At 61.7% G+C, this 26278-nt stretch carries 29 protein-coding genes; 11 read left to right on the top strand and 18 right to left on the bottom strand.

Features of this window, described 5'->3' with window-relative positions; translation table 11 throughout:
- The first annotated feature begins 11 nt into the window (after positions 1–11).
- Complete coding sequence (locus ABIE18_RS16150; protein ID WP_499723668.1) at positions 12–1256, top strand: amidohydrolase; 1245 nt, start codon at positions 12–14, stop codon at positions 1254–1256.
- Positions 1257–1323: 67 nt separating this feature from the next.
- Here the strand turns inward: ABIE18_RS16150 and ABIE18_RS16155 are convergent, their stop codons facing one another.
- The gene (locus ABIE18_RS16155) at positions 1324–1545 is read right to left on the bottom strand and encodes a hypothetical protein (RefSeq protein ID WP_499723669.1); all 222 of its coding nucleotides are present in this window, start codon (positions 1543–1545) and stop codon (positions 1324–1326) included.
- A gap of 74 nt (positions 1546–1619) precedes the next feature.
- The gene (locus ABIE18_RS16160) at positions 1620–2609 is read right to left on the bottom strand and encodes an NAD(P)/FAD-dependent oxidoreductase (RefSeq protein ID WP_499723670.1); all 990 of its coding nucleotides are present in this window, start codon (positions 2607–2609) and stop codon (positions 1620–1622) included.
- A 152-nt stretch (positions 2610–2761) separates the two neighbouring features.
- Between ABIE18_RS16160 and ABIE18_RS16165 the strand changes: the two genes are divergently transcribed.
- The 4 genes from ABIE18_RS16165 (at position 2762) to ABIE18_RS16180 (ending at position 7078) form a co-directional block, all read left to right on the top strand.
- Positions 2762–3343 (top strand): helix-turn-helix domain-containing protein, encoded by a 582-nt coding sequence (locus tag ABIE18_RS16165; protein WP_499723671.1) that lies wholly within the window; start codon positions 2762–2764, stop codon positions 3341–3343.
- A gap of 124 nt (positions 3344–3467) precedes the next feature.
- Positions 3468–4496, top strand: coding sequence for a nitrilase-related carbon-nitrogen hydrolase (locus ABIE18_RS16170; protein ID WP_499723672.1), 1029 nt, complete (start codon positions 3468–3470; stop codon positions 4494–4496).
- Positions 4493–5518: an agmatine deiminase family protein gene (locus ABIE18_RS16175; RefSeq protein WP_499723673.1), complete on the top strand. Its 1026-nt coding sequence runs from the start codon at positions 4493–4495 to the stop codon at positions 5516–5518. Before ABIE18_RS16170 ends, ABIE18_RS16175 begins: the two co-directional genes overlap by 4 nt.
- A 12-nt stretch (positions 5519–5530) precedes the next feature.
- Positions 5531–7078 carry an APC family permease gene (locus ABIE18_RS16180; RefSeq protein WP_499723674.1) on the top strand — a complete coding sequence of 516 codons (1548 nt, stop codon included), beginning with the start codon at positions 5531–5533 and terminating at the stop codon, positions 7076–7078.
- 97 nt (positions 7079–7175) lie between these two features.
- Here ABIE18_RS16180 and ABIE18_RS16185 read toward each other — a convergent pair whose 3' ends face one another.
- From ABIE18_RS16185 to ABIE18_RS16235, 11 genes are all read right to left on the bottom strand, one after another.
- The gene (locus ABIE18_RS16185) at positions 7176–7721 is read right to left on the bottom strand and encodes an AMIN-like domain-containing (lipo)protein (protein WP_477516637.1); all 546 of its coding nucleotides are present in this window, start codon (positions 7719–7721) and stop codon (positions 7176–7178) included.
- A 295-nt stretch (positions 7722–8016) separates the two neighbouring features.
- Positions 8017–8319: a DUF4193 domain-containing protein gene (locus tag ABIE18_RS16190; protein WP_431118510.1), complete on the bottom strand. Its 303-nt coding sequence runs from the start codon at positions 8317–8319 to the stop codon at positions 8017–8019.
- Positions 8320–8443: 124 nt separating this feature from the next.
- Positions 8444–8674 (bottom strand): hypothetical protein, encoded by a 231-nt coding sequence (locus tag ABIE18_RS16195; protein ID WP_499723675.1) that lies wholly within the window; start codon positions 8672–8674, stop codon positions 8444–8446.
- Positions 8675–8719: 45 nt separating this feature from the next.
- Complete coding sequence (lhgD, locus tag ABIE18_RS16200; RefSeq protein WP_499723676.1) at positions 8720–9994, bottom strand: L-2-hydroxyglutarate dehydrogenase; 1275 nt, start codon at positions 9992–9994, stop codon at positions 8720–8722.
- Positions 9995–10117: 123 nt separating this feature from the next.
- Positions 10118–10612, bottom strand: coding sequence for a DUF805 domain-containing protein (locus ABIE18_RS16205; RefSeq protein ID WP_477516640.1), 495 nt, complete (start codon positions 10610–10612; stop codon positions 10118–10120).
- A 488-nt stretch (positions 10613–11100) separates the two neighbouring features.
- The gene (locus ABIE18_RS16210) at positions 11101–12651 is read right to left on the bottom strand and encodes an acyl-CoA synthetase (protein ID WP_499723677.1); all 1551 of its coding nucleotides are present in this window, start codon (positions 12649–12651) and stop codon (positions 11101–11103) included.
- 12 nt (positions 12652–12663) lie between these two features.
- Entirely contained in the window at positions 12664–13989 is a 1326-nt protein-coding gene (locus ABIE18_RS16215) for an MFS transporter (RefSeq protein ID WP_477516642.1), read from the bottom strand.
- 43 nt (positions 13990–14032) lie between these two features.
- The gene (locus ABIE18_RS16220) at positions 14033–14488 is read right to left on the bottom strand and encodes a MaoC family dehydratase (protein ID WP_499723678.1); all 456 of its coding nucleotides are present in this window, start codon (positions 14486–14488) and stop codon (positions 14033–14035) included.
- 41 nt (positions 14489–14529) lie between these two features.
- Positions 14530–15726, bottom strand: a complete 1197-nt coding sequence (locus ABIE18_RS16225) for an acyl-CoA dehydrogenase family protein (protein WP_499723679.1) — start codon at positions 15724–15726, stop codon at positions 14530–14532.
- Position 15727: 1 nt separating this feature from the next.
- A complete protein-coding gene (locus tag ABIE18_RS16230; protein WP_499723680.1) occupies positions 15728–16618 on the bottom strand; it encodes an amidohydrolase family protein in 891 nt (296 codons plus the stop codon).
- Between the two features lie 11 nt (positions 16619–16629).
- Positions 16630–17571: an SDR family NAD(P)-dependent oxidoreductase gene (locus tag ABIE18_RS16235; protein WP_499723681.1), complete on the bottom strand. Its 942-nt coding sequence runs from the start codon at positions 17569–17571 to the stop codon at positions 16630–16632.
- Between the two features lie 139 nt (positions 17572–17710).
- Between ABIE18_RS16235 and ABIE18_RS16240 the strand changes: the two genes are divergently transcribed.
- Positions 17711–18169: a MarR family winged helix-turn-helix transcriptional regulator gene (locus ABIE18_RS16240; protein ID WP_499723682.1), complete on the top strand. Its 459-nt coding sequence runs from the start codon at positions 17711–17713 to the stop codon at positions 18167–18169.
- Here ABIE18_RS16240 and ABIE18_RS16245 read toward each other — a convergent pair.
- Together ABIE18_RS16245 and ABIE18_RS16250 are read right to left on the bottom strand one after the other, a co-directional pair.
- The gene (locus tag ABIE18_RS16245) at positions 18135–18794 is read right to left on the bottom strand and encodes an MFS transporter (protein ID WP_499723683.1); all 660 of its coding nucleotides are present in this window, start codon (positions 18792–18794) and stop codon (positions 18135–18137) included. The genes ABIE18_RS16240 and ABIE18_RS16245 overlap by 35 nt on opposite strands.
- Positions 18728–19066, bottom strand: coding sequence for a hypothetical protein (locus ABIE18_RS16250; protein ID WP_499723684.1), 339 nt, complete (start codon positions 19064–19066; stop codon positions 18728–18730). Before ABIE18_RS16250 ends, ABIE18_RS16245 begins: the two co-directional genes overlap by 67 nt.
- Positions 19067–19299: 233 nt before the next feature.
- Here ABIE18_RS16250 and ABIE18_RS16255 point away from each other — a divergent pair, with 233 nt between their 5' ends.
- Both ABIE18_RS16255 and ABIE18_RS16260 read left to right on the top strand, forming a co-directional pair.
- Positions 19300–19533, top strand: coding sequence for a hypothetical protein (locus ABIE18_RS16255; protein ID WP_499723685.1), 234 nt, complete (start codon positions 19300–19302; stop codon positions 19531–19533).
- Positions 19534–19658: 125 nt separating this feature from the next.
- Positions 19659–20390 carry a DUF72 domain-containing protein gene (locus tag ABIE18_RS16260; RefSeq protein WP_499723686.1) on the top strand — a complete coding sequence of 244 codons (732 nt, stop codon included), beginning with the start codon at positions 19659–19661 and terminating at the stop codon, positions 20388–20390.
- A 29-nt stretch (positions 20391–20419) separates the two neighbouring features.
- Here ABIE18_RS16260 and ABIE18_RS16265 read toward each other — a convergent pair whose 3' ends face one another.
- The gene (locus tag ABIE18_RS16265) at positions 20420–20881 is read right to left on the bottom strand and encodes a GatB/YqeY domain-containing protein (protein ID WP_499723687.1); all 462 of its coding nucleotides are present in this window, start codon (positions 20879–20881) and stop codon (positions 20420–20422) included.
- A 202-nt stretch (positions 20882–21083) separates the two neighbouring features.
- Here ABIE18_RS16265 and ABIE18_RS16270 point away from each other — a divergent pair, with 202 nt between their 5' ends.
- A complete protein-coding gene (locus ABIE18_RS16270) occupies positions 21084–21362 on the top strand; it encodes a DUF3040 domain-containing protein (RefSeq protein ID WP_499723688.1) in 279 nt (92 codons plus the stop codon).
- 2 nt (positions 21363–21364) lie between these two features.
- Here the strand turns inward: ABIE18_RS16270 and ABIE18_RS16275 are convergent, their stop codons facing one another.
- Entirely contained in the window at positions 21365–22681 is a 1317-nt protein-coding gene (locus ABIE18_RS16275) for an NAD(P)/FAD-dependent oxidoreductase (protein ID WP_499723689.1), read from the bottom strand.
- A 192-nt stretch (positions 22682–22873) separates the two neighbouring features.
- Between ABIE18_RS16275 and ABIE18_RS16280 the strand changes: the two genes are divergently transcribed.
- Entirely contained in the window at positions 22874–23650 is a 777-nt protein-coding gene (locus ABIE18_RS16280) for a histidine phosphatase family protein (RefSeq protein ID WP_499723690.1), read from the top strand.
- On the top strand, positions 23628–24557 hold the full coding sequence (locus tag ABIE18_RS16285; protein ID WP_499723708.1) for an NAD(P)H-hydrate dehydratase: 930 nt from the start codon (positions 23628–23630) through the stop codon (positions 24555–24557). Before ABIE18_RS16280 ends, ABIE18_RS16285 begins: the two co-directional genes overlap by 23 nt.
- Positions 24558–24576: 19 nt before the next feature.
- On the opposite strand, the gene ABIE18_RS16290 is transcribed toward ABIE18_RS16285, so the two are convergent.
- A complete protein-coding gene (locus tag ABIE18_RS16290; RefSeq protein WP_499723691.1) occupies positions 24577–26262 on the bottom strand; it encodes a RecQ family ATP-dependent DNA helicase in 1686 nt (561 codons plus the stop codon).
- Positions 26263–26278 lie beyond the last annotated feature (16 nt).

A 26278-nucleotide genomic window follows, 5' to 3' on the forward strand; every position in this document is an offset into this window, starting at 1 on the left:
GAAAATTCCCCATGAGCATTGACCTTGAAGCCCTCTACCGTGACCTCCACGCAAACCCGGAGCTTTCCTTCCAAGAGGGCAGGACAGCCGGGATCATCAGCGGACACCTTGAGGACCTGGGGCTGCTGGTCCACCGCAGCGTGGGGAAAACGGGGGTTGTAGGAGTCCTGGACAATGGCCCCGGACCTGTGGTGATGCTTCGTGCCGATATGGACGCGTTACCGGTCAAAGAGGCCACCGGGTTGGACTACGCAAGTGCGGCAGTCGGCGTCGACCATGAAGGCCGCGACGTGCCGATCATGCATGCGTGCGGGCACGACGTGCATGTCAGCTGCCTCCTCGGAGCCGTGGAAGCGTTGGCCGAAAAGCGGCAGGACTGGCAGGGCACGTTGATCGCCGTCTTCCAGCCAGCCGAAGAATGGGGTGGCGGTGCCCAGGCCATGGTGGCGGATGGGCTCTTTGACCTGGTCCCCAAGCCGGACGTGGTCCTCGCCCAGCACGTGGCGCCCTTTCCTGCCGGATGGTTCGGCATCCGTCCCGGTGTGGCCATGGCATCAGCGGATTCCCTCAACGTGACTTTGCATGGACGCGGCGGCCACGGCTCCCGGCCTGAAACCACCATTGATCCAGTGCTCATGGCAGCGGCAACCACCATGCGCCTGCAAGGAGTGGTGTCCCGGGAACTCGCCGCCAGCGATTCTGCAGTAGTTACGGTTGGGCAAATCCATTCGGGAACAAAGAACAACATCATTCCCGAGACCGCAACCCTTGGCCTCAGCATCCGATCCTTCAGCGAGCCCACGCGGGAGAAAGTCCTGAACTCGATCGAGCGCATCGTTCGAAGTGAAGCTGCTGCCTCAGGCTCCCTCAAGGAACCCGAATTCCACTATGAGGAGCGTTTCCCGATGACGGTCAATGATGAATCGGCCGCCGGAAGGGTCGCTTCAGCGTTTCGCGATAGGTTCGGGGCCGCGCGGATCATGGACCCCGGCCCCGTCTCAGGCAGTGAAGACGTCGGGGAACTCGCGACGGCGGCCGGGGCGCCCCTCGTCTTTTGGTTCCTGGGCGGGATCGAGGCCACCCGCTTCAAGGACTGGGCGACGACGGGCCGTCTCCCGGAGGACGTTCCGTCGAACCATTCGCCCTACTTTGCCCCGATCATCCAGCCAACACTGGCCCTTGGCACGGAAGCACTGGTCACTGGCGCCCTCGAATTCCTGGACGTTCCCAAGCAGGCAGCCGGAAACGCCGCTTAACGGGCAATTCACCGCCGCGCGCGGTGGTGAATTGCCCGTTGTACAGGGTCTTTGCCCAGACCGCTGCCTAGACCTTCTCGCGGATGCGGTCGATCTTCGGTTCTGAAACCTCAAATTCCCTGCGGCGACGAGCCAGGAAAGTCCACAACGTTCCTTCTGTCTGCGGGCTCTTCTCGGCAGGGGCCTCAGGTGCCTGATCCTTGCTGGTCTCAGGCTTGTGCATCTCAGGCGTGCGCACGGAGTCCTTCTTCGTGCGCCTCTCAAAGCCCTCATAGTACGAGTAGCACATACCCAACCTCCTTAGTGGCTGTTCTTTAATCGTCCTCGCACCCGGACCGTAAGTCGACTGCTAATTAATGCAACTTACGGTGAAACAAGGCCCTCAGCGCGGCTGGCCGCTGCCGCTACCGCCAGCCTGGTTTCAGCAATCATGAGATCCGCGTTGATGACTGCACCGGACATGGTTCCCGCCGCCGCGGCAGCCACTACCTGGCCCATGGGATCGGTGACGTTGCCCGCTACCCAAACGCCCGGCACCGATGTGGCTCCTCCTGGTGCAACCGCTTCAAAATGAAGTCCCACTCCCTGGGGGTGTTCCACCGGCTCAATGCCGAGGGATTCGAGCACCCTGGAACGCGCCTCCATGCGTGGACCAACCACCACCGCCTCAACTGGTATCACCGCGCCGGATTCCAGGACGACGCCACTCAGCACATCGTCAGTGACTTCCAATGACTGAACCTTGCCTTCGACCACGCTGATGGACCGGGCCGCCAGTTGTTCCCACTGCTCTTCAGTCGGTTCAACGATGTCGTTCAGGAACAGCGTGACGTTGGGGCTCCACTGCCGGAACAGCAGGGTCTGGTGCAAAGCCATCGGTACGGAGCCCAGGATGCCGATTGCTTTGTCCCGCACTTCCCAACCATGGCAGTACGGGCAGTGCAGGACGTCCCTGCCCCAGCGCTGCCGGATGCCCTTAACATCGGGCAGGATGTCGGTCAGGCCCGTGGCCACCAGCATCCGACGCGCCCCGACAGTCCGACCATCAGCCAGGTCCACCTCAAAGGCGGGTTCGGAAGCGTTGGTGGGATCCGGCGTCGAACGCGCCGCCACAGCCACGCCCGATTCGATGTGGCCGCCGTAGAGAAAAACTTCAGCGCGACCAAGCGCCAAGAGTTCCCTGGGGCTGAGCCCGTCCCGGGAAAGGAAGCCGTGCACCCCTGCGGCAGGAGCGTTCCGTGGCTCCCCGGCGTCGATGACCAGCACGGACCGCAACGCCCTACCCAGCGTGACCGCGGCACTTAACCCAGCTGCGCCACCTCCCACAATGACGACGTCGTACTGTTGTTTCATTTTTGCCTCCTGTTCGCTTTGTTGCGAGGCCTGATCTGCGCGCTATTTCCAGGTTTTGGGGCGCAAAGCGGGCCTCATAACGGCCTGATTCAATGCTCAAACGAAGACCCTGGAATCAGCAACAAATTTTGCTGGTATGGCAAACTGAAGCCATGACTCCGGATTTCAGCAAAATGCTCGACGCCATCGGCCCTCGCCTGCGGGCGCTGCGGACCCAACGCAATGTGACCCTGTCGGAGGCCTCGGCGGCCACGGGCATTTCGGTCAGCACACTCTCAAGGTTGGAGTCGGGGCAACGGAAGCCCACGCTCGAATTGCTCCTGCCCATTGCCCGGCTTCACCAGATCCCCCTCGAAGAACTCATCGACGCCCCGGAAACCGGTGATCCGCGGATTCACCTCAAGCCGCACGTGCACGAGTGGGGCACAGCCTTGCCGCTGACGCGACGAGCAGGGGGAATCCAGGCGTTCAAGATGGTCCTGCCGGGCGGTACGGGGAAGGAAGTTCCCGATCCCCAATCGCATGAGGGCTATGACTGGATGTACATCCTCAACGGCAAACTCCGGCTTGTCCTGGGTGAGAACGACTTCATTCTTAAAGCAGGTGAGGCGGCGGAGTTCGATACGCGGACGCCGCACTGGTTCGCCAGCGCCACTAAGGAGCCCGTGGAGCTCCTTACCCTCTTTGGACAGCAGGGCGAGCGCATGCACGTCAGGGCGCGGCCGAAGAGATAGGTGCCTCCTGAGCGCGGGAAATGAAGGGAATTCATTTTTGCTCCTTGCATCCAGCCGTGACTACCGCCATACTAAATGAACGCTATTCATTTAGTGACTGTCGTCTCACCGGAGTACATGCCCCATGATTGAAATTACCCGCCTCGAAGCCCCGACTTCCCTGGCCCGCACCGAGCCGTCCACCCGCACCCCGCTGCGGGTCGGCGTCGTTCAGCACCGCTGGCACGCTGATGAAGCAGTCCTGCACGCCGAACTGAACGAGGGAATCGAACGTGCAGCCAAGCTGGGAGCCAGTGTTGTTTTCCTGCCTGAACTGACCCTCTCCCGCTACCCTGCAGACACCCGGCCGGAGAACAACCCGGCCGCAGGTATCCGCCCTTCAGACATCACCGAAGACCTGCTCACGGGCCCAACCTTCACGTTCGCCGCAGCGGCTGCCAGGACGTACGGCGTCTCGGTGCACGCATCGCTCTACCAGCGTGCTGAAAACCCGGACGGCACGGACGACGGCTTGGGACTCAATACCGCGATCCTCGTCTCCCCTGCTGGCGAGCTCGTGGCCCGCACCCACAAGCTGCACATCCCCGTCACGGCCGGCTACTACGAGGACAAGTTCTTCCGCAAAGGCCCGGCCGCCGAGGACGCCTATGCGGTCCACGCCCCTGCCGAACTCGGCGGCGCACGCCTTGGCATGCCCACCTGCTGGGATGAATGGTTCCCCGAGCTCGCCCGTATGTACTCCCTAGGCGGTGCCGAAATCCTGGTCTACCCCACTGCCATTGGTTCCGAGCCGGACCACCCCGACTTCGACACCCAACCGCTCTGGCAGCAGGTCATCGTGGGCAACGGCATCGCCAATGGCCTCTTCATGATCGCCCCCAACCGCTACGGCAGCGAGGGCACCCTGAACTTCTACGGTTCATCCTTCATCTCGGATCCGTACGGCCGCATCCTGGTCCAGGCACCCCGCGACGAATCCGCCGTCCTGGTGGCCGATCTCGACCTGGACCAGCGCAAGGATTGGCTCACGCTCTTCCCGTTCCTGGCCACCCGCCGCCCGGAAACGTACGGCCGCCTCACGGAACCCGTGAACCCCAACGCCCCGCTCGGCTCCACAGCCGAGGCCACCCCATACCAGGCTGTGTCCGCATGAGCGCCTGGCGGATGCCGTCCGAGACCGCTCCCCAGGACCGCGTCTGGATGGCCTTCCCCACTGGTGGCTACACCTTGGGTGACACCGCGGAAGAAGCTCACGCAGCGCGGTCCACGTGGGCTGCCGTTGCCAACGCCATCCTTGAGTTCGAGCCGGTCACCATGGTGGTACACCCCGACGACGTGGACACCGCCGCGCGTTACCTGGACCCTCGCGTCGAGGTACTGACCGCTGAACTCAACGATGCCTGGATGCGCGACATCGGGCCGTCCTTCGTGCTTGATGCCAACAAGCAGCTGGGTGCCGTGGACTGGATCTTCAACGGTTGGGGTGGCCAGGATTGGGCCACATGGGACAAGGACTCCCTCATCGCAGCGGAGATCAGCGCTCGCGCCGATGCCCACCACATCCCCTCAGGCATCGTCAACGAAGGTGGCGGCATCCAGGTTGATGGCGAAGGCACAGTCCTGGTCACCGAGACCGTACAGCTTGACCAAGGCCGCAACCCCGGCCTGACCAAGGCGGACATCGAAGGGGAACTGGCCCGCACCATTGGCGCCACCCATGTGATCTGGCTGCCCCGCGGCCTCACCCGGGACTCGGAGAAATTCGGCACCCGCGGCCACGTGGACATTGTGGCAGCGATCCCGAGCCCCGGCACGCTGCTGGTCCACTCCCAGCAGAACCCCGAACACCCGGACTACAACGTCTCCCGGGAAATCATCAACTTCCTGCGCACCACCCATGACGCAGCAGGCCGGGACTGGAACATCATCGAAGTTCCCGCCCCGGAAACCCTTACCGACGACGAAGGGTATGTGGACTACAGCTACATCAACCACCTCGTGGTCAACGGAGGGGTCATCGCATGCAGTTTCAATGACCCCATGGACGAGAAAGCACTCCGCATCCTCGCCGACGCCTATCCCGGACGCCGCGTAGTCAGTGTTGACGCGCGGGAACTCTTTGCCCGGGGCGGCGGTATCCACTGCATTACGCAGCAGCAGCCTACGGCCATCTAGAAAGGGCCTTTCATGAGCCAGACAATCCGTAGCACGGCCTCAGGCAGCAGCCCGGCCGGCAAGTCGCACGAGATCAGCGGCAAGGGACTGAAGACGGGGCAGTTGGGGCTCCTCGCCGTCGTCGTTCTTGGCATTTCAACCATCGCCCCGGCGTATACGCTTACCAGCGCGCTCGGTCCAACCGTCAACGAAGCCGGGCTGCAACTGCCCGTGATCTTCCTTATCGGGTTCATTCCGATGATCCTGGTGTCACTGGCATACCGGGAACTCAATGCAGATTCCCCGGACAGCGGCACCACCTTCACGTGGGTCACCAAAGCATTCGGTCCTTGGGTGGGCTGGATGGGTGGCTGGGGCCTGCTCGCGGCCAACATCATCGTCCTGTCCAACCTGGCAGGCGTCGCAGTGGACTTCTTCTATCTCTTCCTGGCACAGGTTACGGGCTCCCCCGAGCTCGCGGACCTCGCCTCGAACAAGGTGCTGAACGTTGCCACCTGCTTCGTCTTCGTTGCCTTGGCCGTGTGGGTGAGCTACCGCGGCCTGCACACCACCAAGATCGTCCAGTACGGGCTGGTGGGCTTCCAGCTGCTGGTCCTGGGCCTCTTCGTGGCCATGGCGTTCGCCAACTGGTCCACCTCCGAGACCGCCATTCCGTTCAGCTGGGACTGGTTCGACGTCACCAAGATCGAGACCTTCGGCCAGATCGCGGCCGGCATCTCCCTGTCGATCTTCGTCTACTGGGGCTGGGACGTATGCCTCACAGTGAACGAGGAAACCGCCAACGGTAAGAAGACCGCCGGCCTCGCAGGCACCCTGACCGCCGTCATCGTGCTGGGCATCTACCTGCTGGTCACCATCGCCACCATGATGTTCGCAGGCGTCGGAGACACTGGAATCGGCCTGAACAACGAGGAAAACCACGCCAACGTGTTCACGGCCCTCGCGTCACCGGTCATGGGTCCGTTCGCGATCCTCATGTCCCTCGCGGTCCTGTCGAGCTCGGCCGCATCGCTGCAGTCCACGTTCACCTCGCCGTCGCGCAGCCTGCTGGCCATGGCGCACTACGGCGCCCTGCCCGAGCGCTTCAGCCACATGAGCAAGAAGTTCTCGACGCCGGGCTTCGCCACCGTCGCGGCCGGTGTCCTGTCCGCCGGCTTCTACGCCGTGATGCACGTGATCAGTGAGAACGTCCTCAACGACACCATCCTGGCCCTTGGCTTGATGATCTGCTTCTACTACGGGCTCACGGCCATCGCCTGTGTTTGGTATTTCCGGAACAGCGTGTTCTCCAGTGCCCGCAACTTCTTCCTGCGTCTCCTCTGCCCGCTGCTGGGTGGGGTCGGCCTGTTCGTTGTCTTCCTGCAGACCGCGGTGGACAGCTGGGCCCCGGAGTTTGGAAGTGGCTCGGAAATCTTCGGAGTGGGGCTCGTGTTCGTGCTCGGCATCGGAATCCTTGCCCTGGGTGCGGTGTTCATGCTGATCATGTCCCGCGTCCGTCCCGGCTTCTTCCGCGGAGAGACCATCCGCAAGGACACCCCTGCCCTGGTGGTCCCCGAGTAGGTCCTCAACGCGAAGACGTGGGAAAGCGGTCAGTTCGCCGGAAATCTCCGGACGAACTGGCCGCTTTCCCGCGTTCTCGCGTTAGCCAGCTAACCAATCACCAACGGTGGGCGACGTCCACCACAAGGCGCGAACCGCCGTCGGGCCCGTCCAAAGTGAAGACGCGGAACGGAAGCCGGGCACGGACACCCAAACCGATGCTCGTGGTGCCTTCGAAGCTGCCCGCGTAAACCACCTGCCGGAACGTCTCATACCCGGAAACGTTGGACAACTCCGCCTTGGCAGCCGGAGCGTACGTCAGTTGGCCGTTCTGGTTGTATGAAGGCGCTGTCACAACAACCTGCAGGTCAGCATCACCGAGCACGGGGATTGGATAGCCCGTGGCATCCTGAACCACCACCGGGACATACTGCACTGAATAGCCGGCCACCTTGCCGGTCATGTCGATCACCAAGCGGTCGTAACAGGGCTGCTGGCCCGTTCGGACGTTGGTGACGTTGGCGGCGCTCATATCGGGGTCGGCCTTGGCCAGCGAGCCCCACATGATCCCGCAATATGGTGATGCCGAGGCTGGCCCCGGTGCCACCAGACCGAGTCCGGCAGCTGCAAGGACTGCGGCCAAACCCGCTCCAAATTTCCTCATTTTTTGTGCCCCCTTCAGGCGAAGTTGATACTTCAACAGTAGGAGCGCATTGGGTGGTTTGGATGGGTTGTGGCCGCTTCGGCGCACAACCGTTAAAACGACTCCGGGGTGGTCACAGGAGAGTCATGGAAGGGGACATTTAGGCCGATTCAGGGACTCTGTTGAGGGTCTTCATGCGTAGGTTCGTAACCGAAGATAACGATACCTGGGCGTTACAAAGAGCCGCGGACACGCAAAAGCCCCATCCGACCATTCTCTGGCCTGACGGGGCTCGAACGTTTTGCAGTGCCTGGGGTTAGCCTTCGCAGTCCTTGCAGTACTTAAGGCCGTTCTTTTCCAAGGCAACCTGGGACCGGTGGCGGACCAGGAAGCAGGAAGAACACGTGAATTCGTCAGACTGTTCAGGTACCACCACAACGGTCAGTTCTTCACCGGAAAGATCGGCGCCTGGGAGGTCGATGCCTTCCGCGGTGTCGTTTTCGTCGAGGTCGATGACTGCAGTCTGGGCACCGGTGCCGCGGGACGCCTGAAGAGCCTCAAGCGAGTCCGCGGGAGTCTCTTCTTCTGTCTTGCGGGGCGCGTCGTAATCAGTAGCCATTGGGTTCGCTTTCGTTGCTGCATAGTGCCATTTCAGGCACCTCAGTGAAGCAGTTTAGGGCATAGCATCCGCGTTAGACGAAAAGTGTGCCCAAAACAACATTCAGCAGCTTTCAAGCCAACCTTCAGGGGTTACGGCGGGCCATTCCCGAGTGGGATTGAATGGCCTGCGCACTGGCAACCGTAACCCCGCTAAGCGCAGGCAACCACGTCCAATCGGCGGGCCGCCCGTGACCCCCCTGGCCGCCGGGGTCGTTTGCCGGTTCCACACAATCCAGGACGTAGGCGGCCTCAATCCATTGGCCGATCTTGGAGCCGATCTTCGCGCCTTGTTCAGCCACCCAGGATGCTTTCATGCGGCAAAGGTATCCAGCAGTCATGTGGGGCCGGTTTCTGCAGCGTCACGGGCGTGTTAACTTCCCCTTTTTCCGCACTTGGTCCCGCAGAGCTTGCTGCACCTGGTCCTGCAGAGCCTGCTGCACGATGTACTCCGCGATCGCCATCGACGACGTTGCCCCCGGTGAGGGTGCGTTCCGCACCAAAACCGTGTCCCGGCGTCGTGAAATCACAAAATCATCCACCAGGGAACCGTCAGCGTTCATGGCCTGTGCGCGGACGCCTCGCGTGCCGGGAAGAATAGTGGCACCCTCCAACGACGGAACAAAGCGTACGGCCTCCTTAATGAACTTCTTCCTGCTGACCACGGTCTGGAATTCGCGGACAGCCGATGGCACATTCTGGCGGGCAAAATTCCAGAAGCCTGGAAACAGGGTGTAATTCAGGACATCGCGCACATCGATGTCCTTCCAGGAATAGGCCTCGCGTCCGAAGGAGATGAATGCGTTGGGGCCCAGCATCATTTCGCCGTCGATCCTTTTGGTCAAGTGCACGCCAAGGAACGGATGTTTGGGGTCCGGCACCGGATAAATCAAGCCCCTGACTTTTGCGCGGGTCTCCTTCCCGAGGAGGAAGTACTGCCCAAAGAAGGGAACGATGCGCGGCGTTGCAGGCTCTCCAGTCGCTTTCGCCAACCGGTCCGATTGAAGGCCGGCGCAGGCCACCACAAGATCGTAGTGTTCGCCTCCATCCTTCGTGCGGACCACGACGCCGCTCCCCTGCTGTTCCAGCGAGGTGACTTCCTGCCCAAGCCGGATCTGCCCGCCTGCGTCACGGACGTCGTCGGCGAGCGCCTTGGTGATGGCCGTGTAGTCCACGATTGCCGTTTCCGGCGAGTGCAAAGCAGAAAGCCCGACGGCGTTCGGCTCCACCTCGCGTATTTGGTCGCCGCTCAGCATGCGTGCGCCCGGCACCCCATTGGCCGTTGCCCGCGCGAAGATGTTCTCCAATCGCTTCGATTCTTCGGGGGTCTGGGCGATCACCAACTTGCCGCAGGCCTCGTACGGGAGATCCTTGGCGGCGCAGAATTCCTGAAGCAGGGCAACTCCCCGGCGGCAGAGCGTTGCCTTCAGCCCGCCGGGCTCGTAGTACAGGCCCGCGTGGACTACGCCGGAGTTGTGGCCGGTCTGGTGCTTGGCGAGCTGGTCTTCCTTCTCGTAAACCGTGACCTGGACGCCGTCGAGTTTGTTGGCCAATTCCCGAGCCACCGCCACACCGATGATCCCGCCGCCAATAACGGCGCATCGTTTGATGTTTTTCGGATTGGTATCACCGGGCATGGGAACTCCTCGTCGTTGGGGATCGGTCCGCATCACTCCACAGCATTCCATGGAGTGGTTCGCCGGGCACGTAAAAAGGGGCGGCACTTCGCGTGCCGCCCCTTTTACGTAGTGCGTGAAATGCTAGACAGCGCTGGGCTGGTCGAAGCGCTGGCCGGCCGGGTTGGACGGCAGGAGCGCGAAAACCAGAACGGCGAGTCCACCGACGAACGGAATGAGGCCGAGCAATGCGAGCCATCCGCTGAAGTTGCCATCGTGCAGACGACGAACCAGCAACGAAATGGACGGAATGAGGACCGCCAGGTAGAACGCAAAGATCAAGATAAGTCCTACAACTGCGCCCGGGCCGGGAACTGCCGTTCCGTTTGCTGAGGTGGTAGAACCTGCTGCCCCAAGAATGCCGGTAAGGATCTGCAGGACGAGGCCGATGACACCCAAAGCGAGGGCCACCCACCAGTATTCGCTGCGGCTCGCGCGGCCAGTGAAGGCGGTGTACTTCTTGAAGAAACGCTTTACAGCGGCGCCAATGGGTGCGCCATAGTAGGGAGCCCACAGCGGCGGTTCGCCGGTCTGTGCGCCATACGGCTGGGTTTGCTGTGGCTGTTGCTGGTAACTCAAGGTGTTCCCCCGGGGTTAGGTGTGAATAATGCAATGAGACCAAACTCAGTGAAGAGTCGTTGCTCATCGTAGTGCTCTCCGAGGTATTTATGCAGGTCGATGGACAAAATTAACCGGGATTTAGTCCGTTGACGGATTATGTCGGCCCAATCCCTCTCTCACATACCAACCCTTTTGCGCCCACCTTCTCTCACATACCAACGCTTTCGGGCCAACGTTTTCTCACATACCAACGCTTTCGGGCGAACGTTCTCTCACCTAACTCCCATTGAGGTTCGACGGCGGCCCTGGCAAGCGTCGTCGTCGTACCTCAGGCTTGAAGATTTCTGGCCAGTTGGAGTCACCTGCTGAGGATCTCTGTCACCCGCAGGACGTGAGAGAACAACCGCCAAAACACCACAGGACATGAGAGAACAACCGCCAAAACACCGCAGGACGTGAGAGAACAACCGCCAAAACACCGCAGGACGTGAGAGAACAAACGGGGGTCAGGACGCGAACTGCTTCCTCAGTTCCACCTTGCGGATCTTCCCACTGGCAGTCCGCGGCATTTCCTCAACGAAAACCACGGACTTGGGGATCTTGTAGCGGGCGAGCCGGCCTTCCAAATGTGAGCGCAGCTGTTCCTCGGTCAGGGAAGCGCCTTCCAGCAGTGTCACGATGGCGCGGGGAACCTCGCCCCATTTGTGGTCGACAACCCCAATGACGGCAACACTTCCCACCTCCGGGAGTTCCGCGATCGCAGCTTCCACTTCGGCCGGATAGATGTTCTCGCCCCCGGAAATGATCATGTCCTTAATGCGGTCCGAGACGAACAAGAAACCTTCATCGTCCCGGAAGCCCATGTCCCCGGACCGGAACCACACCGAATCAGAGTAACTATCAGCGGTGGCTTCAGGCCTGTTCCAATACTCCCTGATGACGTTTGGGCCGGAAATCTGAATCTCCCCAACTGCGCCGGGAAGAGCGAGCCCACCTATCGGGTCTGCAATCCGTACGTCGGTAAAGAAGTGCGGCAGTCCTGCGGAACCGGCTTTCTCCCTGGACCTCGACGCTGGGAGCATCGTGGCGCCCGGGGCAGTCTCGGTCATGCCGTAGCAACTCGTGAATCCAATGCCCCGCTGCTCATACGCGTCCAACACGCGCTGCGGGACAGCAGACCCTCCGCACGTGAGCTTGTCCAGGGAGGTGAGGTCCGCCGTCGACCATTCCGGATGGTCGCAGAGCATCTGGAATGTGGTGGGCACGCCATTGAGCGTGGTGACCTTGTGCTGCCCGATCAGCTTGAGGACGCGGCCGGCATCGAACTTGGTTTCGAGCACCACTGTGGCACCTTTGAGCAGCATCGGCAGCAGGCCCATATCCAGGGAGGCCACGTGGAACAGTGGTGAAATCATCAGAGCGACGTCGTTCCTGTTCAGGTCCATGTCCACCACAGTGTTGAAACAGTTCCACGTGATGTTCCCGTGCGTGAGGAGTGCGCCTTTGGGCTTGCCCGTGGTTCCGGAGGTGTAGAGGATCATCGCCGGGTCGTCCAGGCCCACGGCTACATCAAGCGGGGTCCCGGCTGCCGCTTGAAGTACCTCGTCATAACGTTCGACGCCGGATGGCGGCTTGACAGCGAAACCTTGTGTCCCGCCGTCGGGCATCACTACAAGCCGGTGGGTCACAGCGGTGTCCTCCACCGAGGCAGCGGCTACCGCTTCAAGCGCCTCGGCGCTGATCAGGACGCGTGCACCTGAGTCCTGAAGTTGGAACTGCAGCTCCGGGGCGGCGAGGCGGGTGTTCAGCGGGACGAAAATCGCACCGAGCAGCCCGCAAGCGAAGAAGGTCTCAACAAACGATGAATGGTTCTCACCGAGGTAGGCCACCCTGTCCCCCATGACCACACCTCTGTCCTTCAGTGCGTTGGCGAGGTAATCAGTGCGATCAGCGAGCTCCGTGTAACTCAGGATGCGATCCCCGGAAACCAAGGCCGTTTTGGGACCCGACTTGGCACGGCGACGGTGCGGCCAGGATCCGACTCCGTTGTTGTCCATGGTGCGGTACTCCTAACTGACCGAGGTGAGGTCGTTGTTCCTAGATTCCCGCGTTAGCAGGATGAACACAATCGAGACCAGCGACATGACGGAGAGGAAGACCACCACGGGGAGAATGTTCTGGGCGGAATCCTTGTAAAGGCCAGCCACGATGCCCGGGGTGAAACCCGCGCCGATCAAGGTCGCCAACTGATACCCGACGGCCGCGCCGGTGTATCTGTTGGTGGTACCGAACTGCTCGGAGACGAATGCTGCAAGTGGCCCGTACAGGGACGAGTGCAGAATGAGTGCCACCGTAAAAGCCAGGAAGATCAAGGCGATATTGCCGGAGCTGAGCATTCCGAACATGGGGAACAGGTAAAGGATAAACAGTGTCAACCCTGTGACCATGATTGGCCTGCGTCCGAAGCGGTCGGACATTCTGCCGCCGAGGAGCACGAACAGGATGGAGATGGCGGAGGCTCCCGCGAACGCGTATAGAACGCCTTGCTGCGGCGCGCCCTTGGAGACAGCATAAGTGACCGAGAAGGTCGGCAGCACAACTTGGAGGCCGAAGCCGGCGGCACCCGCGAACATGATCATGATGAGGGCCTTGGGGCGACGCAGCACTTCCAACAGCGGAATCTTGCGTTTGGTGCTTTGGGCGCCCTCCTTGGCCACGGCCTCAGCAAAGATGGGGCTCTCAGAGACCCGCAGCCTCACGAACATGCCGACGATCAGCAGCACGAAGGACAGCAGGAATGGCACTCGCCAACCCCATGCCAGGAACGCGTCCTGCGGAAGCGCCGAGAAGATACCCATCACCAATGTGCCCAGTACGGCCCCCGTTGGGGCGCCTGCGTTGACGAACGATGCTGCGAAGCCGCGCCGCTTGGGATCGGAGTGTTCCAACGCCATCAGCGCAGCGCCGCCCCATTCACCACCGACGGCGATACCCTGGCACACCCGCAGGACCACCAGGATCACGGCTCCCCACGGACCGATGATGCTGGCACCAGGAATCAGGCCGATCAGGGTGGAGGCGATGCCCATCATCGCCATGGAGACGATGAGCATTCCCTTGCGGCCGATCAGGTCTCCGAAGTGGCCGAAGATGATGCCGCCCAGAGGCCGGGCAACATAGCCGGCAGCGAAAGTAGCGTAGGCGGCTACGACGCCAACCCACTCATCAGTGCCTGCGAAGAAGACCTTGGGAAAAGCCACCGCGGCGGCCGTTGCGTACAGCAGGAAGTCGTAGAACTCGATGGTGCTGCCCAGATAGCTGGACAAAATGACCGTACGCGCTTCTTTGCGCTTCGCGGCCGTGCTCGCAGTTGCGAGTGCAGTGTGTCCTGACATGGCTGTTCCTTGGGAGAGGAGGGGTGGGTTCTTTGAAAGGGGCTTACTTATGGAAGCGGGCCAGGAATTCGGCCACGACGGCGGGGCGTTCCTGGCCTTCGATTTCGATAGTGGCGTTGACCTTGATTTGGGCCCCGCCCTTAACCTCGGTCACCTCGGCGATCGAGCCCTGCATGCGGACCTTTGATCCGACCTTGACCGGGGAGGTGAAGCGGACCTTGTCCAGGCCGTAGTTCACCTTGGTGGTGACGCCGTCGACGTCGAAAAGCTCACCCCAGAACGGGATGATCAGGGACAGTGTGAGGAATCCGTGGGCGATTGGGGCACCGAACGGGCCATCCTTGGCGCGCTCGGGATCGGTGTGGATCCACTGCTGATCGTCCGTGGCGTCAGCAAAGAGATTGATCTGCTGCTGGGTGATTTCCCGGTAATCGGTAGTGCCGAGGTCCGTGCCGGACATGGTGAGCAGCGTGTCGAAATCGACGACGAGATTGGGCATCGTTGCCTCCTTGTTGGGGTGTTGCTTAGTTGGGCTGTCTCTTAATGGGTAAAAGCGCTGACGCCCGTGAGGGCGCGGCCAATGATGAGCGCGTTGATGTCGTGGGTTCCCTCGTAGGAATAGACGGCTTCAGCGTCGGCGTGGAAACGCGCGACGTCGGTTTCGAGCGTGATGCCGTTGCCCCCGACCACTTCGCGGGCCAGTGCGACGGTCTCGCGCATGAACAAACTGGTCTGCATCTTGGCTAGTGCTGAATCCTGGTCCCGGTAAATCCCACGGGCCTGGTGTTCGGTGAGCCGGACCACCAGCGAGAGCGAAGCCGTGATGTTTCCGAGCATGCGGGCCAACTTCTCCTGCACCAATTGGAACGACCCCAGTGTGCGCCCGAACTGTTGACGTTCGTTGACGTAGGCCAACGCTGCTTCGAACGCTCCGGCTTGGATGCCGGTGGCGATCCATGCAACATCCGAACGCATAGCCCGGAGCATTTCGGCGACGTCCTTGAAGGAGTTCACGTTCTGCAGGCGCATGGCCTCAGGAACCCGCACCCGCTCAAGGCTGATGTGCGCGTTCTGCATCATTCTCAGCGACGTCTTGCCATGGATTTTCTCCACGGTGACGCCTGGCGCGGTCCGCTCCACGAGGAACGATTTGACCTGTCCATCGCCAAGGTCGCGGGCGAACACGCACAGCACGTCAGCTGTGGAGGCGCCCCCGATCCAACGTTTGGCGCCGTCCAAAACCCAGCCTCCGCCGTCGGCTTCTGCTGCGAAACGGGCTGTGGTGGACAGCCCGCCGGCGATGTCGGAACCGTGGTCCGGTTCGGTCAGGGCGAAGACGCCTCTGAGCGAGAAGTCGATGACCTTAGGTAGCCATTCGCGCTGCTGCTCCTCAGAGGCACCTATCTGGATTGCGGTCCGGAAGAGTCCGGCCTGTGCCGTGTACCAAGTGGCCAACGACGCGTCCGTGCGGGCAAGCTCGAAGATCCGGAATCCGTGATAGATCCCACGGGCAGGCGACTCAAAGGGTTCCATGAGGTCCAGGTCGATCAGGGGCTGTGCCATCTGCTCCGGGAACTCGCCACGGTCCCAATACGCGGCCAGGAGCGGCTTGGCCTCGATGTCCAGGAAGTCCCGCAAGCGGGATAGCACCTGACGTTCCTGAACGGACAAGAGTGACTCGGCGTCATACCAGTCCGCCGCTGAATAGAGCCGCTGTTCCACAGCGCTTGCCGTCATCTCAACCACCCAGCCCGAGCAGCCGGACAGCGTTGTCCTTCAGGACCTTCGGCCGGACCTCGTCCTTCAGTGGCAGATCAGCGAATGCTCCGAGCCACTTTTGCGGGGTGATCAGCGGGAAGTCCGTTCCGAACAGAATCTTGTCCTGCAGCACGGAATTGGAGAGGCGGACCAGTGATTCCGGGAAGTACTTGGGCGACCACCCGGACAGGTCGATGAACACGTTGGACTTGTGTGTGGCAATGGAGTTGGCCTCGTCCTGCCATGGCACCGACGGGTGGGCCATGATGATCTGCAAGCCAGGGAAGTCCGCGGCCACGGCGTCGAGCAGCAGCGGGTTGGAATAGGCCAACTTGATCCCAAACCCGCCAGGAAGCCCCGCGCCCATGCCGTTCTGGCCTGTGTGGAAGATGGCGGGCAGCCCAAGTTCCTGAAGCGTTTCCCAGAGAGGGTAGAACCGTTCATTGGACGGGTCGAATCCCTGCAGGGACGGGTGGAACTTGAAGCCCCTGGCACCGAGCTCAATAGCCTGGCGCTTGGCACCGGCGATCGCGTCCTCGCCCGTGCGCGGGTCAACACTGCCGAAAGGAATCAGCACATCGTTGTTCCGCGCCGCCCCGGCGATCAGTTCGGGGATGCTGTTGGGTTCATGCTTGAGTTGCGTCCGCGCGTCGACCGTAAACACGACGGCGGCCATGTTCAAGTCCCGGTATATCTGCGCGATGCGGTCAAGCGACGGCGTCCGGTCCTCAGCTTTGAAGTACTTCGCCGACGCCTCCGTAAGCGCGTCCGGAAGGGATCCGTGCCCGCAGCTGTCCACCTCCACGTGGACATGCATGTCGATCGCATCCAGTGCGGATGCGTCGATGCCAAGTTCGTAACGGTCGGCCATGGTCAGCGGGCCTAAGCAGTTACGGCCGCAGCTACGGGCTGGAGTTCTTGGGGCAACGGTAGGAATTCCTCGCCGTAGCTCTGCAGGGCCTCCGCTCCGAAGAGGGACCCTGCGTTGTCGCGGAGGGCTTCGTAGCTCCAACCGCCGTCGCGGTAGTCAGTGGTTGCGGCCGTCGGGTGCGTCCAGACCTGCAGCCGGTCACCTCCGGCGCCAATTACCTGCCCGGTAATATGGGCAGCCGAGTCCGAGGCGAGGAACGCAATTAACCCAGCGACGTCGTCGGCCGTGCCGAATCCGAGGTCGTGACGGAAGAAGGACGGCATGGCCTCGCCGCGTTCCTCAGCCTCCACCGCCTTCTGGAAGTAAGGAACGGTCTTGGTCATGGCAGTGGCCGCCACAGGGACCACAGTGTTCACCGTTACTCCGGCCTTCTTCATTTCCATCGCCCACGTTCGGACCATGCCAACGATTCCGGCCTTGGCTGCGGCGTAGTTGGTCTGGCCGAAGTTGCCGCGCTGGCCGGTCGGTGAACCGATGGTGATGACGCGGCCGGCGACGTTGTTGTCCTTGAAGTATGCGAACGCCTCGCGGACACATGTGAAGGTGCCCTTCAGGTGGACGTTGATGACCAGGTCGAAGTCCTCATCGGTCATCTTCAACAGGCTCTTGTCCCGCAGGATACCGGCGTTGGTGACCAGGATATCCAGCCGCCCGAACGCCTCAACAGCGCCTGCTACCAGCGCCTTGGCAGCGTCCGTGGTACCCACCGGAGCCACGACGGCGGTGGCCCGTCCGCCGTCGGCCTCAATCAACGCGACTGCTTCTGCAGCTGTCCCAGGGTTCACGTCATTGACCACGACGGCGGCGCCTTGGCGGGCGAGCTCCCTCGCGTAAGCGAGTCCAAGACCCTGTCCGCTCCCGGTGACGATTGCAACCTTGCCGTTCAAGCTCATGGCGTGCTCCTTCGCATGCAGTAACCGGCCGGAGCCGGTGGGGCCGATCCCACTGCCCCGTGAGATCCTTGTCATGATCAATGAGATTACGGATCATTGAAAAAGTCAATGATTGTTTTTATTTACTATTGGAGTTGTCATGGGCCCGCAAAGCACCAACGTCGAAACCCCGCGCCTCGCGGCCGCGAAAATTGGGAACGACGTAGGCCTGCTGCTCGCCAAGCTCCACGCCATGGGCTCAGTGCTGAATAACCGTGCGCTGAGCGACTTTGGACTGCGGGAAAGGTCCTTTTCAGTACTGACGCTCGCCTGCAGTGGACTGGAACCGACCCAGCGCGAACTCGCCGATTTCCTCAGCCTGGACCCCAGCCAGGTTGTCAGCCTCGTGGACGACCTGGAGCACCGGGGCCTGGTAGAGCGAGCGCAGGGAAAGCAAGACAGGCGCGCCAAGATCATCGTCTCCACAGCCGAGGGCCGCCGAATCCACACGAAGGCCCGCGCTGCCCTGGAGGTGTGCGAACAAACACAGCTCGCGGCATTAAGCGAAGAGGAGAACGCCCAACTCAGGGCGCTATTGAAGAAGGCTCTGTGGGGGTAGTCACGGCTCCGGTCCGGTTGCTGTCCCGGCGCCGCGTTGGTGATTTTCCGGCCCTTGCCGTGAATTGGATGAGCAACATGGCCGCCAGGGTCAGGACCGCACACACGGCGAAGGTTCCCTGGTAACCGAAGGTTGTCATTGATCCGAAAGCAATGATCGGACCTGAAGCTACGGCGCCAATGCGCCGGGTATTGGTGAAGAGACCGGCTGCCAGGCCTGGACGAGGGATGATCTGCTGGAACAGGGTCAGGCCTACGCCCGCCACGACACCGAAGAACCAGGCATGCAGGATCTGAAGGAGCAGCAGTGTGATGGGGTCAGCCACGAAGGTCATTGCTGCGTAGTACAAGATTCCAGCCATACACCCCGACGTTATGAGCACCGTCCCGGACAGGTGACGGCTGAGCCGCCCGATCACCAGGAGGGCAGGTATCTCGAGCGCTGCGGCGACGCCCAGGGCAATACCCGCCCAAATCAGCTCCCCGCCCATTTTCTGGCCCACGAAGAGTGCCATGATGGTCACCGCACTGCTGTCAGTTGCCTGAAGCAGGGTAAAACCTATGACCACGCCAGTAATGGCCCACGTGGATGGCAGCGAGCTGTCAGTTTGATGGTCGCCAGACACGAAGTCTGCTTGAAGGCCAGTACGCAGGGAAGTGCCAGAGCCAAGAACCCGCAGAGCAGCATCGGCCGCAAGTAGTCGCGCTTCCTGTCCGCATAAGCCGGGATGAGCAGGGAGGCCAGAAAGCCACCGGCGTTGTACACGGCGAGCACCCAGCCCACATCGGCTGGCGAGGCGTCGAAAAGGTCTACCAGCATCAGGGCAAGGGCAGGAGTGAGGAAGGCAAACTGCAGGCCCCACAGTAACGCCATGCAAGACGGGAGTAACTGGCGCACTGATGGTCCTCTCGAAGGGAAATCCGATCTCCACCAGACAACCAGTCCCTTCCTTAACGTGGGAGGGCTTGGTGTGCGGGGTACCCGCAGTACCTGCCAGGACCGATTCGGCATCCGTCAGACAACTGGACATGTGCACCGCCTCCCTGCGGGGCGATATGCAACCGTCCATATCGCGGCGTTCAGGCATATGTCAGGATCAAAGTTCACATCCTGATACCCCGGAATGGACCATGAACCTCCCACTTTTCCACGACCCCCTTCAGGGCCGCGTCACCGTCGACGCAACCGTGCGTGACCCAAGGACTGGACGCGATGGCGCGTTCCGCCGCGACGCCCGGACACGCATTTCTCCCCGGACCACCCGACCCTCCACGCACGCAGCCAAGTCGACACGGCAGCGCGAGGTGGCCAAGGTTGCCGAGGATCTCCAGGCGTTGATCGCCAGGGCTGGGATGAAGTCCTGAACAGGCATTAACCGGCGACGTCGGCCGGGATTGGATCCGGCCCGAATAGGTAAGCAGTGCTCGGTGACCGACCCAACGCGTGACGTGACCCGGCAAGCGCACTCACGAGGACTACCATCCACAGCATGAGTATCCGCATCGGTACGTCTGGCTGGAGCTACGATCACTGGGAAAATGTGCTCTACCCACCGGGCCTGCCCACAGCCAAGCGTCTGGCGCACTACGTGGCGCGGTTCGACACGGTTGAGCTCAACGCGAGTTTTTACCGCTGGCCGCGGGACACCGCATTCAAAAGCTGGCACGATCGTTTGCCTGCTGGATTTGCGATGTCGGTCAAGGCACCCCGCGGTCTCACGCATGGGAAAAAGCTGTACGGCCCTGAAGTGTGGGTGGAACGCATTACCCGCTGCTGGCACGAGCTGGGCGACAAAAGAGCTGTGCTGCTTGTCCAGCTTCCTCCAGATTTTGCCCGTGATGATGCCCGCCTGGATTACTTCCTGGCAGCCTTGCCCCACTGGATTCGCGTGGCGGTGGAGTTCCGGCACGATAGCTGGGACCACCCTGACGTATACGCGTTGCTTGAACGCCACGAGGCCGCCTACTGCATCATGAGCGGCGCCAATCTGCCATGCATCCTCCGTGCCACCGCACCGTTCGTTTACGTCCGGCTTCACGGACCGGATCCCGAGCACCTCTACGGCGGCTCGTATTCGGAGGAGGATCTTCGCTGGTGGGCGGATCGGATTCGCGAGTGGAACAGCACGGGCAAGGACGTGTACGCCTATTTCAACAACGACGGCGGTGGTAACGCCGTGCGCAATGCCGACACTTTGCGGTGGCTGCTTGGGAACGGCTGACTCGCTAAGGGCGAGCCAGCCGGCGGGTCCTAGCTCAGGCGACCTCGTACGATCTCGCTGACGGTCTTGCCGTCGAAGCGTCCTGCAACCTTGGCAGTGACCGGCTTCATCACGGCGCCGATTGAACGCATTGAGAGTTCCTGTCCGTCGGCTTTCAGAGCGGCGATGGCTTCGTCGACGATGCCTTCCACTTCTTCGCGGCTTAGCGGCTTGGGGAGGTACGCCTCGATGATCTCAGCCTCCGCAACTTCGGCGGCTGCCCTGTCTGCTTCCCCGGCTTCGGTGTAGATGCGTGCGGTATCCCGGCGCTTGGCAGCCTCCTTTTGGAGCAGTGACGTAACCTGCGCATCGTCCAACTCGATGGGCGTTTTGCCCGATTTCTCGCGAGTGGTGATCTCACCCAGGACGTTCCGCACGGTGGTGAGCGCTGTCTTGTTGCCCGCCTTCATGTGGCCAACGACGTCTGCTTTGAGGCGGTCTTTCAGTGACATTGTGCTCCTTGTTCAGGGTTCCTACTTGCCATCGTAGTCAGTCCACCAAGCCGACGCTGGCCGGAGTGAGGGTCCGGAAAATTTTCCTTGCGGAGCATTTAGTAAGCATGCTTAGCTTATCGTGCCGCTGGAATTCCTTGAAGGAACCGGTTGGCTCACCGATCGCACCGAGGAGCCTTAGCGCTACATGGGAGGGACAAGCATGCATCTAAACGAACGGGAGCGCAGGGTGCTGCAGCAACTCGAACGGGAACTTTTCATCCAGGATCCGGACTTGGCCCGTCAACTGGAAACAGGAATCCCTGCGCGTCGCCCCTATGAACCGCAGGCGCGCCACGTTCTTGCTGTAACAGTTGGACTGCTGCTGATGCTGTTGGCCATACCAATCAATCCGTCCCCCTTGGGATACTGTGGCTTCTTTCTGATGGCGTGGGGATTAGTGGCACATCGCGTTCAGAAGGCCCGTTCCACCTCCGGCTGAGCCTATTCCTTTTCCAGGCCCGCATCGGTTGGTGGGGCGGGACGTACTTCGGGAAGAGTCATAACGGATAGCTCCTTCTCGGTTGGGCCGCTGACCACCACCTGCGCGGGGCTGTGCAGAAGGTATCCGTTGAGCCAGGAAAACAGCGCACGGACTTTCTGCTGGACCCCGGACAACAGTGCCAAATGGACCAGGAGCCAGGACAAGAAGGCGAAAAGGCCCTGCAACTGGATTCGCTTGCGGCCCAGTTCTGCCACCGCAGCACCGCGTCCAACCATGGCCATATAGCCCTTGTCAACGTAGCGGAAGGGAGTCCGACTTCCGCCAGTAAGGTCTGCAAGGATGTTGGCCGCCGCCCATTTTCCCGCTTGTTGGGCTACGGAGCCGAGCTGGGGCAACTTCGCGCCGTTGGAATCCGTGATGTTCGCTGCATCACCGATGACGTACACACCATCCACATCCGGGGCGGTCAAGTCCGGACGGACATCGACACGCCCACCTTTGCCCTGTGCCAGCCCCGAAGTGCTGATGAGGTCTCCCGCTTTCAGACCGCCTGCCCAAACAACGATCTGCGCGGGGACGAAGCTCCCGTCAGCCAGCGCCACACCATCGCTTCGAACCTCGGTAACGCCCACTCCCATATGCAGCTGGACGCCCACCTTCCGAAGACGTTCGGTGGCGTAGCGCTGGGACTTCGTGGAGAACATGTTCAACACGCTCGGAACCATGTCCACCAGGTGCACGCGGCAGCGGGCAGCGAGCTCGGGAGAGAAGTACTTGCGGACCATGTATTTCACGTTTTCTGCCATGGCCCCGGCAGTCTCCACGCCTGTGGGTCCCCCTCCCACCACCACCACGTCTACCAAGCCTTCGGAGTTTCTATCGGCCTGGTCCAGCAGCCGGGTAATGGCGGTGCCCAGCCTGGTGGCGTCCATAACGGAGTACAGCGGGAAAGCATGTTGCTCGGCACCTGGGGTGTTGAAGAAGTTGGGAACGGCACCTACCGCAATGACCAGGATCTCCGCCCGCAGAGTCACGCCATCGGAGGTGGTGACTGAGCGTTGCCCAGCATCTATAGAGGCAACACTCGCCGTCAGGACTTTGACGGTCTTATAGCGGCGGAAAACGGAGCGCAGTGGGCGCGTAATGGCTGAAACCCCAATCTGGGAAGTAGCCAGTTGATAAAGGAGCGGCTGGAACTGGTGGTAGTTGTTCGAGTCAATCAACAGGACGCGTACGCCCTTCCGGCCGAGTTTTTTGGCTGCCGCAACGCCTGCAAATCCGGCACCCACCACGATGACTTGGTATGTGTCCTCCATGCGAGCAACTTACTTCACCATGGGTTCCGGCAACAGTGCTTGACAGTCTTCACCTGTCGGCAAGGTTCGACGCCGGGTGGCCGCCAGCGCTGCGGCGGAAGGTCACCGTCGTGCGTTTATTCTCTGGTCCCGTGGGTACGCAGTTGGGTAGTGTTCTGCATTCGGCAAGGGCGCGCGAAGGAGTTGGTTTTCTTGAACGACAACGGCCTGACAGAGGCGGTGCAGGAGGCCGGGGCTGTTGAGTTGCTGCTGGTCCGGCATGGAGAAAGCGAAGGCAACGTGGCCGCGACGGAAGCCCGCCTGGCGCGGGCTGAGGTCATTGACGTTCCCGCCAGGGACCCTGACGTGAACCTCTCGGATACCGGCCAGGATCAGGCCAAGGCACTGGGAACGGCGCTGTCCCGGATTGCGGAGGAGTTCCGTCCGGACGCGGTGGTCTCCTCGCCCTATGCACGCGCCCTTCAGACAGCGGAAATTGCCGTTCAAACAGCTGGCTGGCCCCTGAAAGTCCACACCGATGAACGCCTCCGCGACCGGGAATTGGGCATTTTGGACAGACTCACCCGCTTAGGCGTGGAAACGCGTTACCCGGATGAGGCCGAACGGCGCCTATGGCTGGGCAAGCTGTACTACCGGCCACCGGGAGGTGAATCCTGGGCTGACGTAGCGCTTCGGCTGCGATCCGTCCTGGAGGAGCTCAACAATCTGGGAAGAGGTCACCGCGTAATGCTCGTTTGCCATGATGCAGTGATCCTGTTGGTCCGATACGTCCTGGAGGGGATGTCCGAGCGGGAGATCCTGGACCTCGCCGCCGGAACAACAGTCCTTAACGCATCGATAACCCGCTATGTGCGCCCGTCTGGTGCTGGACCGTGGACGCTCGAGAGCTTCAACGTGGCCGATCATCTCACCGAACAGGGCGTCACGGTTACCGAGCATGCCGGAGATGCCAGTGTCCACCCACAGTGATTCCAACGGCACCACCGGCCCCACGCAAGTGACGCCGTCGCTTCTGCGCGATTGGCCACTGCCTGCTCCTGGCGAAGATAAATACTCACGCGGCGCTGTGCTGGTCATCGGCGGTGCGCGAACCACTCCAGGCGCCACCGTCCTGGCCGGCATCGCCGCCCTCCGCGCGGGGGCCGGAAAGATGACGTTGGCTGTCGCCGAATCCGTGGCCGCGCAGGTGGGAGTAGCATTCCCGGAGTGTGGAGCGGTGGGCTTGCCGGAGACCGCCGATGGATCCCTGACAGGTGAGGGGCTGGACCTCATCTCAACGTATTTGGAGCGGGCAGACGCCGTGTTGGTCGGCCCCGGCTTGGATGATTCCGATCTGGCCGGGGAATTGCTCACCAGGTTGTTGGAGCGGGAGGAGCTCAGCGGCGGACCGGAGAGGCCTGCCGTTGTCCTCGACGCATACGCCCTCGGCGGGCTGGCGAAGCTAAAGGAGAGGCCGGAACCTTGGCGAGGCCGGCTAATTCTCACCCCTAACCCGACAGAGGCGGGAATCCTGCTGGGACGGGACGTAAACCACCTGGAAAATGACGTTGCTGCCGTCGCCGAACAGTACGGCGCGGTGGTGAGCTGCCAGGGCGTGATCGCACGTCCGTCCGGGGAAGCGCCTGAAGACCCGGGACTGTGGAAGATCACCACCGGATACGGAGGTTTGGGTACCTCAGGCAGTGGAGACGTACTGGCCGGTGCCATCACCGGTCTCCGGGCGCGTGGAACCAGCGGCGCACAGGCCGCCTGCTGGGGAACCCACCTCCACGCCGCCGCGGCCGACCGCTTGGCCAGCAAGCTGGGCCCGCTCGGGTTCCTTGCGCGCGAACTCGCCGACGAATTGCCCGCCCTGATGCTGGAGCTGAACACGTGAAACACCTGCGCCGTCAGCACTAGGCGGGCTTCAGCAGCTCGTGTTCCAGAACCGCGCTGCGGGAGAGCGTCTTGTAGCCCTCCTGCTCAAACAAGACGGTAATGACGTCGTCCTCATGCCGCATCACCAGACCTGGGCCCCATTCCTTGTGAATCACAGCGGACTGCAGCGGGAATGGATCGCTTTCGCCAGCACGCTGTTCATCTGAGCCGCGCTCGTCCTCTGTGCTGTGAAAACCATTGCTGGCTTTGGAAGCAGCGGCGCACGCATCACAATTGCCGCACGGCTCCGAAAGTTCCTCACCGAAATAGGCCAGCAGGAACTGCCGGCGGCAGCTGTCCGTCTCCGCATATGCGCGCATCATCGTCAGCCGGGACTGGTCGACGCGCTGCCGGGCCTCGGCCAGTTCGACGGCGCGAGCCACCAGGGCCGATAGTTTGGCTTTGGAGGCCAGGCGAATGCCGCGCCTGCCTGTGGTGACAGCGCCGGCTTCCTCCAACTGGTTAACGAGCCCGGTGAGGCGCCGCGCAGGGAATCCCGTCAACTCCGAGAGCGCGCTCTTCGGGGCAGGAGCGCCTGCGGCTTTCAGGATCTTCAGGACTGCCAGGAGCGAATCGGGGTCCGGTGAGTGCGTGCCGAAGAACTTCCGGAGGCCAAGATCCTCTTCGCGGTAATGCAGTGTGGCAGCGGCCGGTTTCCCGTCGCGTCCGGAACGGCCGATTTCCTGGTAATAGGCATCCAGTGATTCCGGAATGTCGGCATGGATAACGAACCGGACATTGGGTTTGTTGATACCCATGCCGAAAGCGGTTGTGGCAACCACGACGTCCAACTGATCGTCCAGAAACTGCTCATGGATGCGCTCCCGGTCAGCATCCGACCGGCCTGCGTGGTAGGCCTCGGCGCGGAGCCCTTCCTTAACCAGTTTGGCGGCGTACTTTTCCGTGTCCTTCCGAGTGGCCGCGTACAAGAGCCCCCGCTCTCCTCCTTTGGCCAGCGCGGCAACCTGCTCCAGGACTGCTTTTCGCTTGCCTTTGTCTTCTTGGTGGCGGACCACGTCAAGGCTGATGTTGGGCCGGTCAAAGCCACGGACCAGGACCAGCGGATCCTTCATGCCCAGCCGTTCAAGAATTTCGTCACGCACCGGCGGTGAGGCTGTGGCGGTAAGGGCTGCCACGGGAGGGTTTCCCAATCGTTCGCGGACGTTTCCCAGATCGAGGTAGTCGGGGCGGAAATCATGACCCCAGGAGGAAACGCAGTGGGCCTCGTCCACCACGAACATCGTGATGTCCAGTTTGGCGATGCGGTCCACAGTCTCCTGTTTGGCCAACTGCTCCGGGGCAAGAAACAGGAAAGTGGCTTTGCCCGACTCCACTGACTCCCAGGCGTCCTCCACCTCCGAGTCGCTACGGGAGGAGTTAATGGCGACGGCAACCCCGTCACCCAACTGCCCGTTCAGCCCATCCAGCTGGTCCTCCTGCAAAGCGATCAAGGGAGAAACCACGACGGCGGGGCGCCCAGTTTGGTTGTAGAGGTACCTGGCTGCCACTTGGTAGGTGGCTGATTTGCCGTACCCAGTGGGCATGACCGCCAGGACGTCGCGGCCGCCTGCGAGCGCGTTCATGGCAGCGAGTTGGCCGGGGCGGAGCTTGGGAAGGGAAAAGGAAGACGCCGCAAGGGCGCCCAGGTCTGGATCATCGGACATAGGAAAACGGCTCCGC

This window comes from Arthrobacter sp. 2762 (genome assembly GCF_040548745.1).
Classification (GTDB): domain Bacteria; phylum Actinomycetota; class Actinomycetes; order Actinomycetales; family Micrococcaceae; genus Arthrobacter.

Bases quoted from the DNA above. Each gene is read 5' to 3' on its own strand.
- ABIE18_RS16195 (WP_499723675.1), bottom strand. From the start codon at position 8,674: ATGAAAGCATCCTGGGTGGCTGAACAAGGCGCGAAGATCGGCTCCAAG.
- ABIE18_RS16155 (WP_499723669.1), bottom strand. From the start codon at position 1,545: ATGTGCTACTCGTACTATGAGGGCTTTGAGAGGCGCACGAAGAAGGAC.
- ABIE18_RS16255 (WP_499723685.1), top strand. From the start codon at position 19,300: ATGAACCTCCCACTTTTCCACGACCCCCTTCAGGGCCGCGTCACCGTC.
- ABIE18_RS16290 (WP_499723691.1), bottom strand. From the start codon at position 26,262: ATGTCCGATGATCCAGACCTGGGCGCCCTTGCGGCGTCTTCCTTTTCC.
- ABIE18_RS16215 (WP_477516642.1), bottom strand. From the start codon at position 13,989: ATGTCAGGACACACTGCACTCGCAACTGCGAGCACGGCCGCGAAGCGC.
- ABIE18_RS16265 (WP_499723687.1), bottom strand. From the start codon at position 20,881: ATGTCACTGAAAGACCGCCTCAAAGCAGACGTCGTTGGCCACATGAAG.
- ABIE18_RS16275 (WP_499723689.1), bottom strand. From the start codon at position 22,681: ATGGAGGACACATACCAAGTCATCGTGGTGGGTGCCGGATTTGCAGGC.
- ABIE18_RS16270 (WP_499723688.1), top strand. From the start codon at position 21,084: ATGCATCTAAACGAACGGGAGCGCAGGGTGCTGCAGCAACTCGAACGG.
- ABIE18_RS16160 (WP_499723670.1), bottom strand. From the start codon at position 2,609: ATGAAACAACAGTACGACGTCGTCATTGTGGGAGGTGGCGCAGCTGGG.
- ABIE18_RS16175 (WP_499723673.1), top strand. From the start codon at position 4,493: ATGAGCGCCTGGCGGATGCCGTCCGAGACCGCTCCCCAGGACCGCGTC.
- ABIE18_RS16190 (WP_431118510.1), bottom strand. From the start codon at position 8,319: ATGGCTACTGATTACGACGCGCCCCGCAAGACAGAAGAAGAGACTCCC.
- ABIE18_RS16285 (WP_499723708.1), top strand. From the start codon at position 23,628: ATGCCAGTGTCCACCCACAGTGATTCCAACGGCACCACCGGCCCCACG.
- ABIE18_RS16230 (WP_499723680.1), bottom strand. From the start codon at position 16,618: ATGGCCGACCGTTACGAACTTGGCATCGACGCATCCGCACTGGATGCG.
- ABIE18_RS16260 (WP_499723686.1), top strand. From the start codon at position 19,659: ATGAGTATCCGCATCGGTACGTCTGGCTGGAGCTACGATCACTGGGAA.
- ABIE18_RS16210 (WP_499723677.1), bottom strand. From the start codon at position 12,651: ATGGACAACAACGGAGTCGGATCCTGGCCGCACCGTCGCCGTGCCAAG.
- ABIE18_RS16235 (WP_499723681.1), bottom strand. From the start codon at position 17,571: ATGAGCTTGAACGGCAAGGTTGCAATCGTCACCGGGAGCGGACAGGGT.
- ABIE18_RS16185 (WP_477516637.1), bottom strand. From the start codon at position 7,721: ATGAGGAAATTTGGAGCGGGTTTGGCCGCAGTCCTTGCAGCTGCCGGA.
- ABIE18_RS16240 (WP_499723682.1), top strand. From the start codon at position 17,711: ATGGGCCCGCAAAGCACCAACGTCGAAACCCCGCGCCTCGCGGCCGCG.
- ABIE18_RS16165 (WP_499723671.1), top strand. From the start codon at position 2,762: ATGACTCCGGATTTCAGCAAAATGCTCGACGCCATCGGCCCTCGCCTG.
- ABIE18_RS16225 (WP_499723679.1), bottom strand. From the start codon at position 15,726: ATGACGGCAAGCGCTGTGGAACAGCGGCTCTATTCAGCGGCGGACTGG.
- ABIE18_RS16220 (WP_499723678.1), bottom strand. From the start codon at position 14,488: ATGCCCAATCTCGTCGTCGATTTCGACACGCTGCTCACCATGTCCGGC.
- lhgD (WP_499723676.1), bottom strand. From the start codon at position 9,994: ATGCCCGGTGATACCAATCCGAAAAACATCAAACGATGCGCCGTTATT.
- ABIE18_RS16180 (WP_499723674.1), top strand. From the start codon at position 5,531: ATGAGCCAGACAATCCGTAGCACGGCCTCAGGCAGCAGCCCGGCCGGC.
- ABIE18_RS16170 (WP_499723672.1), top strand. From the start codon at position 3,468: ATGATTGAAATTACCCGCCTCGAAGCCCCGACTTCCCTGGCCCGCACC.
- ABIE18_RS16150 (WP_499723668.1), top strand. From the start codon at position 12: ATGAGCATTGACCTTGAAGCCCTCTACCGTGACCTCCACGCAAACCCG.